This window comes from Paraburkholderia sp. 32 (genome assembly GCF_050435345.1).
In the GTDB taxonomy this organism is placed as follows: domain Bacteria; phylum Pseudomonadota; class Gammaproteobacteria; order Burkholderiales; family Burkholderiaceae; genus Paraburkholderia; species Paraburkholderia tuberum.
Window position 1 is genome coordinate 3176030 of record NZ_JBNDKD010000003.1, and the last position, 12498, is coordinate 3188527.

A 12498-nucleotide genomic window follows, 5' to 3' on the forward strand; every position below is an offset into this window, starting at 1 on the left:
GGGCGGCGGCTGCCGCAGACTTTTGTCCTGACCCGGCCCCGGCGGATTGCCGGCGGCCGCGGCTTCGGAGCAAGGCATTCGCATCGCAAGCCGCGTCAGGGGAACGGCGGGATTGTATCAAATGGCGGACTCGCGCCGGCCGCTCGCGGGCAAGCGCCAGGCCGGGCGGCCCCCGTGTTAATCCCTAGCGATCCGTCCTTGCGATTCGCATCGCCATCGCCACAAAATGTAATCGATTACATTTTTGCTGCGAGGTCGTGTGTCCCGAACGCCGTCCCGATCGTCGCCGGCCGTGGTGTCCGGCGCGAGCAGTCAACCGCAACCCCAGCCGCAGCGGCGCTCGCCGCGCGCGGCCGACGGGCCGTCGATCGCCGGCGTGGCCGAGCAGGCGGGCGTGTCGGTCGCGACGGTGTCGCGCGTGCTGAACGGCCACGAGAACGTGCGGACCGCTACCCGCGACAGGGTGCTCGCCGCGATCGACGCGAGCGGCTACCGCGTCAACGAACTTGCTCGCAATCTGCGCACCGCCGAAAGCCGCCTGCTGCTGACGATGGTGCCGGACTTCGGCAATCCGTTTTACGCGGAGATCGTGCGCGGTATCGACAGCGTCGCGCGTCGGCACGGCTATTTCATGCTGCTATGCGACACCGGCGCGGACCCGGGGCGTGAGCGCAGCTACTTCGACATGCTGCGGCGGCGCCGCGCGGACGGCGCGATCTGCCTCGATCCGGCGACGATCCAGCAGGCGCTCGGCGAGGCGTCGCAGGCGCTGCCGTGGGTCGCGTGCTGCGAGTTCGATCCGCAGATGGGCGTGCCCTACGTCGGCATCGACAACTACCGCGCGGCCGGCGACGCGGTGCGCCACCTGCTCACGCGCGGCCACCGGCGCATCGGCTTGATCAATTCCGACGTCGACTATCTGTATGCGCGCCAGCGTCAGCAGGGCTACCTCGACGCCTTGAGCGACGCGGGCATCGCGCCCGACCCGTGCTGGCGCATGAATCTGAACAGCCTCGATTACGAAGCGGGTGCGTCGGCCGCGGCTGCGTTGATGCGGCAGCCCGATGCGCCGAGCGCGATCTTCGCGGTGTCGGACACGCTCGCGATCGGCGTGATCCACGGCTTGCGCAGCGTCGGCAAGCGCGTGCCCGACGACGTCGCCGTGGCCGGCTTCGACGACATCTCGCTCGCCGCGCAGATCGATCCGCCGCTCACGACGATCGCGCAGCCGATGCGCGAGCTCGGCGAGACCGCCGCGCGTCTGCTGCTGCAACGCCTCGCGAATCCGCAGGCCAACGTGCCGGGCGTGCTGCTGCCGCATCGCCTCGTGATCCGTGGGAGTGCGTGAGCCATGAGCCTCGCGATCCGTTTCGACGACATCCGCAAGGACTTCGGGCCCGTGCGCGTGCTGCACGGCGTGAGCTTCGAACTCGCGCCCGGCCGCATCTACGGTCTGCTCGGCGAGAACGGCGCGGGCAAGTCGACGCTGATGAAAATCCTCGCCGGCTATGAAACGGCAACGTCAGGCAGCGTGCTGGTCGACGGCCACGCGCAGCGCTTCGCCGGCTCACGCGACGCCGAGGCGCAGGGCATCGTGCTGATCCACCAGGAGTTCAACCTCGCCGAGCATCTGACGATCGCGCAGAACATGTACCTCGGTCACGAGAAGCGCCGCGGCTGGTTAGTCGACGATGCCGCGATGCGCAGCGACGCCGCGCGCTATCTTGCGCAGGTCGGGCTCGAGCGCGCGCCGGACACGAAGGTGCGCGAGCTGATCGTCGCGGAAAAGCAGATGGTCGAGATCGCGAAGGCGCTGTCGCGCCGTGCGCGTCTCCTGATCATGGACGAGCCGACTGCGACCCTGACACCCGCCGAGACCGAACGGCTCTTCGCGCTGATGCTGAAGCTCAAGGCCGATGGCGTGACGATCGTCTACATCTCGCACAAGCTCGATGAAGTGGAGCGCATCACCGACGAAGTGATCGTGATGCGCGATGGCCGCTTCGTCGCGCGCGGTGAAACCGCGGGGCTCGCGCGTCAGCAGATGGCGAACCTGATGGTCGGGCGCGACGTGTCCGACATGTTCCCCGACAAGCAGACGGTGCCCGCCGACACGCCGATCGCGTTGCGTGTGAACGGCCTGACGGTGCCCGACTGGGTCGAGGATCTGAGCTTCGAGGTGCGCGCGGGCGAAGTGCTCGGTTTCGCGGGCCTCGTCGGCGCGGGCCGCACCGAGGCGTTCGAGGCGATCATCGGCTTGCGCAAACGCACGGGCGGCACGATTGAAATCGCCGGCCGGGCAGTCGATCTGAAGAACCCGCGCGACGCGATGCGCCACGGTCTCACGTATCTGAGCGAGGACCGTAAGGGCAAGGGTCTGCACGTCGACCTGAGCCTGCAGGACAACGTCACGCTGATGACGCTAGAACGCTACGCGCATCCGCTGCTCGACATGAAAGCGGGGCGCGCGGCCTTGCAGAAGGCCGTCGGCGAATTCGGCATTCGTACCGGCGACCTGTCGAGCCGCGCGCGCATGCTGTCGGGCGGCAACCAGCAGAAGCTCGCGCTTGCGAAGTTCCTGCAGCCCGACCCGAACGTGATCGTGCTCGACGAGCCGACGCGCGGCGTCGACGTCGGCGCGAAACGCGACATCTACTTCCTGATTCATCGTCTCGCCGCGCAGGGCCGCGCGGTGATCGTCATTTCATCCGAACTGGTCGAGCTGATCGGCTTGTGCCATCGCGTCGCCGTCATGCGCGCGGGACATCTGCAAGCGACGCTGACGCTCGAGCATCTGACCGAAGAGGAGTTGATCGCTCATGCGACCGGCACCCACTGAAGCCGTGCAATCACGGCGCGCGCTGCGCGTCGCGCAGCGGCTCTACACGCTCGGGCCGCTCGCCGGGCTGATCGTGCTGTGCATCGTCGGCACGCTGCTCAATCGCGACTTCGCGACGCTCGACAACCTGATGAACGTGCTGACGCGCACGTCGTTCATCGGCATCATCGCGGTCGGCATGACCTTCGTGATCATCTCGGGCGGCATCGATCTGTCGGTCGGCTCGATGGCCGCGCTGATCGCGGGCATCATGATCTGGCTGATGAACGGGCTCGCGGCGGCCGCCGCCGGTCATGCGTTGCCGCCGCTCGTGATCGTGACGATCGGCATCGTCGCGGCGTTCGTGCTCGGCGCGCTGTTCGGCTGCGCGCATGGGCTGCTGATCACCAAAGGGCGCATCGAGCCGTTCATCGTCACCCTGGGCACGCTCGGGATTTTTCGCGCGGTGCTGACATGGCTCGCCGATGGCGGCGCGCTGACGCTCAATGATTCGCTATCGGACCTCTACGGTCCCGTCTATTACGCGAGCCTGTTCGGCGTGCCGGTGCCGATCTGGGTGTTTCTCGTGGTCGCGGCCGGCGGCGCGCTGATCCTCAATCGCACCGCGTTCGGCCGGCACGTGCAGGCGATCGGCTCGAACGAACAGGTCGCGCGTTATGCGGCGATTCGCGTCGATAAGGTGAAGATCGTCACTTATGTGCTGCTGGGGATTTGCGTGGGCGTGGCCACCGTGCTCTACGTGCCGCGCCTCGGCTCCGCCACGCCGACCACGGGCCTGTTGTGGGAGCTCGAAGCGATTGCGTCGGTGGTGGTCGGCGGCACCGCGCTCAAGGGCGGCGAGGGGCGCGTGATCGGCACCGTGATCGGCGCGATCCTGCTGTCGGTGATCGCGAACATCCTGAACCTGACCAGCATCATCAGCGTGTATCTGAACGCGGCGGTGCAGGGCGTCGTGATTATTTTCGTCGCGTTCGTGCAGCGTGGGCGGCGCTAGCCGCGTACTTCCAGCGGCGCGAGCGCAGTGAAAAAAGCGCGCTGAACAAATCGCAGCGAAGCAGGCGTAGCAAAGCAGGCGCGGTAAACCAACGGCAGGTCCGAAAAATCGAGGCGAGCGAACGCCTCATGATTGGAGACACACACCATGAAGCAAGTCATTCGAGCGATCGGCGCCGGCGTGCTGGCGTTGGGGATACTGGGCACGAGCGGCGCGGTGCGCGCCGACGACAAGGTCACGCTGGGCGTCGCGATTCCGACGGCCGATCACGGCTTCACCGGCGGCATCGTCTGGTGGGCGAACAAGGCGAAGGCGGATCTCGAGAAGGCGCATCCGGATCTGAAAGTGATCGTGAAAACGGCCGCCAACGCGCCCGAGCAGGCGAACCAGTTGCAGGATCTCGTGACGGTCAACAAGATCAACGCGCTCGTGATCTTCCCGTACGAATCGGCGACGCTGACACAGCCGGTCGAGCAGGTGAAGAAGAAAGGCGTGTACGTGACGGTGGTCGATCGCGGCCTGACGAACACGAGCGCGCAGGACGCCTACGTGGCCGGCGACAACACCGCGTTCGGCAAGATTCCGGCCGAGTACCTGGCAAAGGCACTTGATGGCAAGGGCAACGTCGTCGCGCTGCGCGGCATTCCGACCACGCTCGACAACGAGCGCTGGACCGCCTTCACCGGCGTGATGAAAAACTATCCGGACATCAAGATTCTCGACGCGAAATACGCGAACTGGAATCGCGACGACGCGTTCAAGGTGATGCAGGACTACCTGACGCGCTTCAAGCACATCGACGCCGTATGGGCCGCCGACGACGACATGGCGGTCGGCGTGCTGAAGGCGATCGATCAGGCGAAGCGCAACGACATCAAGATCGTGTTCGGCGGCGCGGGCTCGAAGGGCATGGTGAAGAACGTGATGGACGGCGCGCCGATGATCGAGGCCGACGTGTCGTACTCGCCGAAATTCATCTACGACGCGATCAAGCTGACGGCCGAAGCGCGGCTGAAGGGCGACAAGCTGCCGGCCACCACGATCATTCCGTCCGTGCTGATCACGAAGGAAAACGCCCAGCAGTTCTATTTCCCCGACTCGCCGTTCTGAGCGGCGCGCCGGGCATCGTCTAGCACGCGCGGGCGCGGCCCGCGCGCAAAGTTCGAGGAACCGTACGATGAAAACCATCAAAGGGCCGGCGATTTTTCTCGCGCAGTTCGTGGGCGACGACGTGCCGTTCGACAACCTCGCGCATCTCGCGGATTGGGCCGCGGGTCTCGGCTTCAAGGGCATCCAGGTGCCGTGCGACCCGCGCCTGATCGATCTCGACAAGGCGGCCGCGAGCGACGCGTATTGCGACGAACTGCGCGAGAGCGTCGACAACGCGGGCGTCGCGATCACCGAACTATCGACCCATCTGCAAGGGCAACTGGTCGCCGTGCATCCGGCTTACGACACGCTGTTCGACGGCTTCGCCGCGCCGCAGGTGCGCGGCAATCCGGCGGCGCGCACCGAATGGGCGATCGCGCAGATGAAGCTCGCGGCGCAGGCGTCGCGTCGTTTGGGCCTGAGCACGCACGTGTCGTTTTCGGGCGCGCTCGCGTGGCCGTATCTGTACCCGTGGCCGCAGCGGCCGGCCGGTCTCGTCGAAGCCGCGTTCGAAGAGCTCGCACGCCGCTGGACGCCGATTCTCGATGCGTTCGACGCGGCCGGCGTCGATGTCTGCTACGAACTGCATCCGGGCGAAGACCTGCACGACGGCGTGACGTTCGAGCGCTTTCTCGCGGCGGTCGATCAGCATCCGCGCGCGAACATCCTGTACGACCCGAGCCACTTCGTGCTGCAACAGCTCGACTATCTCGCGTTCATCGATATCTACCACGAGCGCATCAAGGCGTTTCATGTGAAGGACGCGGAGTTTCGTCCGACCGGCAAGCAGGGCGTGTACGGCGGCTACAGCGGCTGGGTCGAACGCGCGGGGCGGTTTCGCTCGCTCGGCGATGGGCAGATTGACTTCGGCGCGATCTTCTCGAAGATGGCGCAGTTCGATTTTCCGGGCTGGGCCGTGCTCGAATGGGAATGCGCATTGAAGCATCCGCACGACGGCGCGCGCGAAGGCGCGGCGTTCATTCGCCGGCACATCATCCACGTGGCCGAGCGTGCGTTCGATGACTTCGCGGGAAGCGGTGTCGATACCGCGCAGTTAAAAAGCGTGCTCGGCATCTGACAGCCGGGCGGTGACAGCCGACGCAACACATGGGAGCGCAAACAATGCAGCGAAGAAGGCTCAGGCTGGGGATGGTCGGCGGCGGGCAGGGCGCGTTCATCGGCGCCGTGCACCGGATCGCCGCGCGGCTCGACGATCGTTTCGAACTGGTGGCGGGCGCGTTGTCGTCCGATTCCGAGCGGGCGCGGGCGAGCGCCGTCGAAGCGGGCATCGCGCGCAGCTATGCGGATTGGCGCGAGATGGCGCGCGCCGAGGCCGCGCGCGAGGACGGCATCGACGCGGTCGCGATCGTCACGCCGAATCATCTGCACGCGCCGGTCGCGACGGCGTTTCTCGAAGCCGGCATCCACGTGATCTGCGACAAGCCGCTCGCGGTTTCGCTCGCCGAAGGTGAAGCGCTCGCGAAGCTCGCGCAGTCAAAAAAGCGGCTGTTTGCGCTGACGCATACCTATTCGGGCTACCCGCTCGTGCGGCATGCGCGCGAGCTGGTCGAACGTGGCGAACTGGGCGAGATTCGCGTCGTGCAGGTCGAGTATGCGCAGGACTGGCTCGCCGAGCCGGTCGAAACAGGCGGCGCGAACAGGCAGGCAAGCTGGCGCACCGATCCGGCGTTGGCGGGACCGGCCGGGTGCCTCGGCGATATCGGCACGCACGCGTATCAACTGGCCGCTTTCGTCACGGGGATGATGCCGCGCGCGCTGTCGGCCGAGTTGCACACGTTCGTACCGGGGCGTCGTGTCGACGATCACGTGCAGGCGATGCTGCGTTATGCGAACGGCGCGCGCGGCATGTTGTGGGCGAGCCAGGTGGCGAGCGGCGCGGAGAACGCGCTGCGCTTGCGCGTGTATGGCACGAAGGCGGGACTCACGTTCGATCAGGAGGAGCCGAACGCCTTGTGGTTCACGCCGTTGGGCGGCGCTGCCGAACGATTGACGCGCGCTCGGGTGAACAGTCAGGTTGCCGCGCATGCGACGCGCGTGCCGGCCGGGCATCCGGAAGGCTATCTGGAAGCGTTCGCGCAGTTGTACCAGGATGCGGCGTTGCAGATCGATGCGTTGAACGATGGTCGCGCGCCGCCAGCCGAGAGCCTGCTATTGACGACGGTCGATGATGGCGTCGACGGTTTGCGGTTTATCGATGCGGTGCTGAAAAGCAGTGCGGCGGATGGGCGGTGGGTGCAGATGGAAGGGGCATGAAGCGTTGCAACAAAACGCCAGGTCGACGAAGCTGCCGAAGCGTCAACCGCCCTTGCTTTTCTTGATCTGCGCTTCGAACGCGATATCGAGCTTGCTGGCCTTGCGCGGCTTCTGCGGGCCGTACGCGTCGACGAACTTGACGAAGTCGTCGAGCGTCAGCGGGTCGGACACTTTCTTGTCGGCTCCGCTCGATTTGTCGACCAGGTAGAACAGGCCGCCCGACAGACTGATCGCGGCGAAGCGCGGGTTGCCGCTGCGCGTTTTCAGGCGCTCGACGGCGTGGATGGCTCGGGTGGTGCGCATGATGGGGACTGCGGCGGCTGATTGACGAGAGCGTTACTTTAACAATTTTGCCGACGGTATGCGGTTGGGGACTAAGCACGAAAACACGCGATGAACCACGACCCGCTCGGCGACAGCGGAGAAGGGTGGCTCGCGCTCGCGCTTCGGCGCCGCGCTCCGGCTTACTCGCTCAACTCCCGATGCAACGCCCGATACTCCTGCGCCAGCTTATGCCCCGGATCGAGATGAATGACGGGTGTCGCCAGCTGATGCGACTCACGGATCTTCACCGACGATGACAAGCGCGACCCCAGCACCGGCAAGCCTTCGCCGATCAGTTCGTCGACGAGCTTTTGCGGCAGGCTCGCGCGAGGCTGGAACTGGTTGATGACGATGCCCTCCACCTGCAGCGCGTCGTTGTGATCCTGCTGGATCTCCTTGACGTTTTCGAGCAGCGTGTAGAGCGCGCGACGCGAGAAGTCGTCGCAGTCGAACGGAATCAGACAACGCTCGACGGCGATCAGCGCCGAGCGCGTGTAGAAGTTCAGCGCGGGCGGCGTGTCGATGTAAATCGCGTCGTACATGTCGAGTTCGTTCAGCGCGTCGCGCAGCTTGTAGATCTTGTAGCGCGATTCGAGCTTGCCGTGCAGCGTGTCGAGGTCGGGATGGGCGGGCATCACGTCGAGATTCTCGAAGCGGGTCGGATGGATGAACGAGGTCGCTTCCACGGGTTTGAAGCTGAAGCCGAGCGCGGTTTCGAAGAAGCCCGCGACAGTGGGGTTGACCTCGCTCGCCTGGGCGCCGAGCAGGTACTGGGTCGAATTCGCCTGAGCGTCGAGGTCGATCACCAGCGTACGCAGACCTTCGTTCGCGCTGATGGCCGCCAGGTTGCAGACGATGGTCGATTTGCCTACGCCACCTTTCTGATTGAATACAACGCGCCGCATGGTCTCCCCTTGAACGGAAGCGGTTACAAAGGGCCCAGCATACCTGAGTCGGGTGACGGCACTGATTTCGATGGGTTGTTCGTGACCGGGTCAGCGTTGCGCGGTATCCACGTCGACCACCACCTTCACACGTCCAGTCCCACTGGCAACGAGCTGATAGGCCTCGTCCGCGCTGCGCAAATCGAACCGTGTCTGATCGACCACGGGCGCGAGCGCGCCGCTTTCCACGAGCCGCGTCGCTTCGCGCATCATCTCGCCGAGGTGCGCGCGATATCGACCGGTCAGCAACGGATACAGCGTGAAGATCCCTGAATAGCTGGCTTCACGAAACGACAGCGGCGCAAGCGCATGCGTCCCCCAGCCAAGCGCACTGACCACGTGCCCAAAATGCCGGACCGCGGCAAACGACGCATCGAGCGAGGCCCCCCCTACCGTATCGACGACCAGATCGAAGCCTTCGCCATCGGTCAAACTCGCCACATACTGTTCGACCGTCTGCGCGCGGTAGTCGATCGGTGTCGCGCCGAGCCGCCGCACCAGCTCGGCATTGTGTGCGCTCGCGGTTGCATAGACGTCGGCGCCGAGCGCGCGCGCCAGTTGCACGGCGATGTGGCCGACCCCTCCGGCGCCACCCTGGACCAGCACTTTGGTTCCGCCTTGCAGATGCGCGCGATCGACGATACCCGCATACGACGTGATGAACGCGAGAGGCAACGCGGCGGCCTCGCGCATCGACAGATTGCGCGGCGCATGGGCGAGCAGGGCGGCATCGACCGCAGCGTACTCGGCGAGCGACCCCTGGATGCCGCCGACGCCGCCGGTCATGCCATACACGTTGTCGCCGACAGCGAACCCGCCGACGCCATCGCCGAGCGCCTCCACCGTGCCCGCGAGGTCGATACCGAGGACGAGCGGCAACGGGTGTTGCGCGTGCGCGGCCTCGCCCGCGCGAATCTTGATGTCGAGCGGATTGAGGCCGCTCGCGGCGACGCGCACCAGGACCTGGCCGGCAGCGGGTTCCGGGCGGGGCAGCGGCGTGTATTCGAGCGGGCCGTTGTATTGGCTGAGGATCAGAGCGTGCATGGACATGGCGGTCTCCTTGGTTCGACGCGTTACCGCGCGGCCGCATCGACGAGGGCGGCCACACCGCTCACCGGCTTCATCAAGTCGTCCGGCAGACCATGCCGCTCACGAAGATAGGCCGTCGAGTTGAACGATAGCCACGCACGGCCGTCCGCATCCTCCCAGACGAGCACCTTCAAAGGAAGATCGAGCGCGGCGGTCGGCGCGAGTTGCATCAACGGTGTACCGGCTTTGGGATTGCCGAAGATCAGGAGCCGGCTGAACGGCATCGCCAGTCCCTCGCGCCCAGCGTCACCGCTGAAATCGATGCACGCGAAAACCGTCAGCCCTCGCTCCAGAATCAAGGTTTGAAGACGCTCGGCGGTCGCGCCGCCCGCACGGGTGCTTGCAACGGTGACGATGCCAGCGCTGGCGTTCTCTGCGATCGAAGCGGTGGCCATCATGCCTCCCGTGCGGATGTTGTGCTCCGGCAGCGTTCGCGTGATCAGGTCTGCCGGACGGGCAACGCGTTGACCGTGACGCAGCATGCGTCGCATGCGTGCAATGCGCCAACGGAGAAGCGGATCCATGCAGTGTAGGCGTTCGCTGGTGCGGTGTGGCCGATCGTGCGGACGCGCTGTGAGGGAAGTTCTGCCGAAAGGCGAATGAAAGCGGATGGGGCGCCCGCTGAACGAACGGCGGCTTCCACATTCGCGAAGCCGCCGTCAGGGGCGCCTGATCGGCGCCCCGATGCCAGATTACTGGCTCAGGTAAACAAACTTGCCATTCTTGATGGTGCCCATCACGCTCGCCCGCTGATCGAGACCGACGTGATCCTTCGGGCTCGTATTGACGACCCCGTTCGGCACCACCAGCTCATGCGCGTGTTCGAGCTCGTCGCGCAATGCGACGCGAAACGCGGGCGTACCCGGCTGCGCGGTCTTCAACGCGCGCGCGACGGGCGTCCTGCAGGCGCGGGTACACGCCGGCCGCGTCGCCCGCGAACTGCGTGACGCTGCCGGGGCCGTACTTCGCCTCGTACGCGTCGACGAACGCGAGCGCCGCCTTCTTCGACGGATGATCGGCCGGCAGCGTGCGCGCGACGACGACCGGTTGCGTCGGGAACAGCGTGCCTTCCACGTCTTTACCGCCGAGCTTGATGAACTCCGGCGTCGCGATGCCATGCGTCTGATAGATCGGGCCCTTGTAGCCGCGCTCGATCAGCGTGCGCTGCGGCAGTACCGTTGGGGTGCCCGCGCCGGCGATCAGGATCGCGTCGGGCTTCGCGGCCATCAGCTTCAGGATCTGGCCGGTCACGCTCGCGTCGGTGCGGTTGTAGCGCTCGGTCGCGACCAGCTGGATATGGCGCAGCGCAGCGAACTTGCTGAACTCGTTGAGCCAGCTTTCGCCGTAGCCGTCCGCGAAACCGATGAAACCGACCGTCTTCACGTCGTGGTTCGACATGTAGCGCGTCATCACGTCGGCCATCGCGCTATCGGTCTGCGCCATCTTGTAGGCCCAGATCTTTTTGCCTTCCTGCGGCTCGACGACGATGGCCGAGCCGATCAGCGTGATCATCGGCGTCTGGCTGTCGGCGACCGGATCGAGCGCGGCCATCGCGGCCGGCGTGATGTTCGGGCCGACGATCACGTCGACGTGGTCCTCGTTGATCAGCTTGCGGATGTTGCGCACGGCGTTGCCGGGGTCGGACGCGTCGTCGAGGAAGATGTAGTCGGCTTTCTGGCCGGCGATCGTCTGCGGCCACATCAGCATCGCGTTCTTGCTCGTGATGCCGATCACGGCGGCCGGTCCGGTGTACGACAGATCGATGCCGACTTTCAGGTCGGCGTGCGCCGCGCCGGCGACGAGCAGCGCCGCGGCCGCGAGGCCGCGCAGGGTGTTGCGTACTTTATTGTTATGCAACTTCATCGGAAGGTCTCCGTAGCGAGAGAGCGGTATGGACGCGGTTCAAAGCTCATAGGTTTCGTGTTCGCCATTCAGCGCCTGCTCGATCAGCTTGCGGTTCAGGCTCGGCGACAGCAGCTCGACGAGCGTGTACACGTAGCTGCGCAGATACGCGCCCTGTTTCAGCGCGACGCGCGTCACGTTGCTGCCGAACAGATGGCCGACCGGCATCGCGCGCAAATGGCGGTCGCGCTCGGCGTTGAACGCGATGTCGGCCATGATGCCGACGCCGAGGCCTAGCTCGACGTAGGTCTTGATCACGTCGGCGTCGATCGCCTCGAGCACGATGTCCGGATGCACCCCGCGCAGGCGGAACGCTTCGTTGATCTTGGTGCGGCCGGCGAACGCGTTGTCGTACGTAATCAGCGGGTACTGGGTCAGGTCGTCGAGCGACAGCAGCTTGCGCTCGAGCAGCGGATGGTCGGGCTGCATCACCGCGACGTGGTGCCACTGGAAGCAGGGCAGCGACACCAGATCCTTGTAGTTCGAGATCGCCTCGGTCGCGATCGCGAGGTCGGCCTGGTCGTGCAGCACCATTTCGGCGACCTGGGTCGGGCTGCCTTGCAGAATTGAAAGGTGAACCTTCGGAAAGCGCTTCTTGAACTCCGCGATCGCCGCGGGCAGCGAGTAGCGCGCCTGCGTGTGGGTGGCGGCGATCGTCAGATTGCCCTGGTCCTGCGCCGCGAAGTCCTTGCCGACCCGCCTCAGGCTTTCCACTTCCTGCAGGATTTTTTCGACCGATTGCAATATGATGCGGCCCGGCTCGGTCAGCGAGCGCACGCGCTTGCCGTGGCGGGTAAAGATTTCGACGCCAAGTTCGTCCTCCAGCTCGATGATCGCCTTCGAGACGCCCGGCTGGCTCGTAAACAACGCCTTGGCCGCTTCGGTGAGGTTGAAGTTCTGCCGCACAGCCTCGCGGACGAAGCGGAATTGGTGCAGGTTCATATATAACCTCGCCGCATATAAAAAGAATTTTTTAGTCGTTT

The 12498-nt window shown here is 65.5% G+C and carries 11 protein-coding genes and 1 pseudogene; 6 read left to right on the top strand and 6 right to left on the bottom strand.

The window, feature by feature from the left end:
- Nucleotides 1-259 precede the first annotated feature (259 nt).
- The 6 genes from OKW26_RS37520 (at nucleotide 260) to OKW26_RS37545 (ending at nucleotide 7256) form a co-directional block, all read left to right on the top strand.
- Nucleotides 260-1348, top strand: a complete 1089-nt coding sequence (locus tag OKW26_RS37520; protein WP_429356737.1) for a LacI family DNA-binding transcriptional regulator — start codon at nucleotides 260-262, stop codon at nucleotides 1346-1348.
- Between the two features lie 3 nt (nucleotides 1349-1351).
- A complete protein-coding gene (locus tag OKW26_RS37525; RefSeq protein WP_429356738.1) occupies nucleotides 1352-2839 on the top strand; it encodes a sugar ABC transporter ATP-binding protein in 1488 nt (495 codons plus the stop codon).
- On the top strand, nucleotides 2820-3833 hold the full coding sequence (locus OKW26_RS37530; RefSeq protein ID WP_429356739.1) for an ABC transporter permease: 1014 nt from the start codon (nucleotides 2820-2822) through the stop codon (nucleotides 3831-3833). Before OKW26_RS37525 ends, OKW26_RS37530 begins: the two co-directional genes overlap by 20 nt.
- A gap of 147 nt (nucleotides 3834-3980) precedes the next feature.
- A complete protein-coding gene (locus tag OKW26_RS37535; RefSeq protein ID WP_429356740.1) occupies nucleotides 3981-4943 on the top strand; it encodes a substrate-binding domain-containing protein in 963 nt (320 codons plus the stop codon).
- A 67-nt stretch (nucleotides 4944-5010) separates the two neighbouring features.
- Entirely contained in the window at nucleotides 5011-6060 is a 1050-nt protein-coding gene (locus OKW26_RS37540; protein ID WP_429356741.1) for a sugar phosphate isomerase/epimerase family protein, read from the top strand.
- 44 nt (nucleotides 6061-6104) lie between these two features.
- Nucleotides 6105-7256 (top strand): Gfo/Idh/MocA family protein, encoded by a 1152-nt coding sequence (locus OKW26_RS37545; RefSeq protein WP_429356742.1) that lies wholly within the window; start codon nucleotides 6105-6107, stop codon nucleotides 7254-7256.
- 42 nt (nucleotides 7257-7298) lie between these two features.
- Here OKW26_RS37545 and OKW26_RS37550 read toward each other — a convergent pair whose 3' ends face one another.
- From OKW26_RS37550 to OKW26_RS37575, 6 genes and pseudogenes are all read right to left on the bottom strand, one after another.
- Entirely contained in the window at nucleotides 7299-7559 is a 261-nt protein-coding gene (locus OKW26_RS37550) for a hypothetical protein (protein WP_090803389.1), read from the bottom strand.
- A gap of 161 nt (nucleotides 7560-7720) precedes the next feature.
- Nucleotides 7721-8485 carry a ParA family protein gene (locus OKW26_RS37555; RefSeq protein ID WP_429356743.1) on the bottom strand — a complete coding sequence of 255 codons (765 nt, stop codon included), beginning with the start codon at nucleotides 8483-8485 and terminating at the stop codon, nucleotides 7721-7723.
- Between the two features lie 90 nt (nucleotides 8486-8575).
- On the bottom strand, nucleotides 8576-9574 hold the full coding sequence (locus OKW26_RS37560) for a zinc-dependent alcohol dehydrogenase family protein (RefSeq protein WP_429356744.1): 999 nt from the start codon (nucleotides 9572-9574) through the stop codon (nucleotides 8576-8578).
- A gap of 23 nt (nucleotides 9575-9597) precedes the next feature.
- The gene (locus OKW26_RS37565) at nucleotides 9598-10137 is read right to left on the bottom strand and encodes a DUF302 domain-containing protein (protein ID WP_429356745.1); all 540 of its coding nucleotides are present in this window, start codon (nucleotides 10135-10137) and stop codon (nucleotides 9598-9600) included.
- 168 nt (nucleotides 10138-10305) lie between these two features.
- Nucleotides 10306-11476 (bottom strand): annotated as a pseudogene (locus OKW26_RS37570) (ABC transporter substrate-binding protein).
- A gap of 39 nt (nucleotides 11477-11515) precedes the next feature.
- Nucleotides 11516-12457 (bottom strand): CysB family HTH-type transcriptional regulator, encoded by a 942-nt coding sequence (locus OKW26_RS37575; protein ID WP_184059671.1) that lies wholly within the window; start codon nucleotides 12455-12457, stop codon nucleotides 11516-11518.
- Nucleotides 12458-12498 lie beyond the last annotated feature (41 nt).

Excerpts from the sequence above, each read along its gene's own strand:
- OKW26_RS37540 (WP_429356741.1), top strand. The coding sequence starts at position 5,011 with ATGAAAACCATCAAAGGGCCGGCGATTTTTCTCGCGCAGTTCGTGGGC.
- OKW26_RS37555 (WP_429356743.1), bottom strand. The coding sequence starts at position 8,485 with ATGCGGCGCGTTGTATTCAATCAGAAAGGTGGCGTAGGCAAATCGACC.
- OKW26_RS37530 (WP_429356739.1), top strand. The coding sequence starts at position 2,820 with ATGCGACCGGCACCCACTGAAGCCGTGCAATCACGGCGCGCGCTGCGC.
- OKW26_RS37545 (WP_429356742.1), top strand. The coding sequence starts at position 6,105 with ATGCAGCGAAGAAGGCTCAGGCTGGGGATGGTCGGCGGCGGGCAGGGC.
- OKW26_RS37575 (WP_184059671.1), bottom strand. The coding sequence starts at position 12,457 with ATGAACCTGCACCAATTCCGCTTCGTCCGCGAGGCTGTGCGGCAGAAC.
- OKW26_RS37565 (WP_429356745.1), bottom strand. The coding sequence starts at position 10,137 with ATGGATCCGCTTCTCCGTTGGCGCATTGCACGCATGCGACGCATGCTG.
- OKW26_RS37535 (WP_429356740.1), top strand. The coding sequence starts at position 3,981 with ATGAAGCAAGTCATTCGAGCGATCGGCGCCGGCGTGCTGGCGTTGGGG.
- OKW26_RS37550 (WP_090803389.1), bottom strand. The coding sequence starts at position 7,559 with ATGCGCACCACCCGAGCCATCCACGCCGTCGAGCGCCTGAAAACGCGC.
- OKW26_RS37560 (WP_429356744.1), bottom strand. The coding sequence starts at position 9,574 with ATGTCCATGCACGCTCTGATCCTCAGCCAATACAACGGCCCGCTCGAA.
- OKW26_RS37525 (WP_429356738.1), top strand. The coding sequence starts at position 1,352 with ATGAGCCTCGCGATCCGTTTCGACGACATCCGCAAGGACTTCGGGCCC.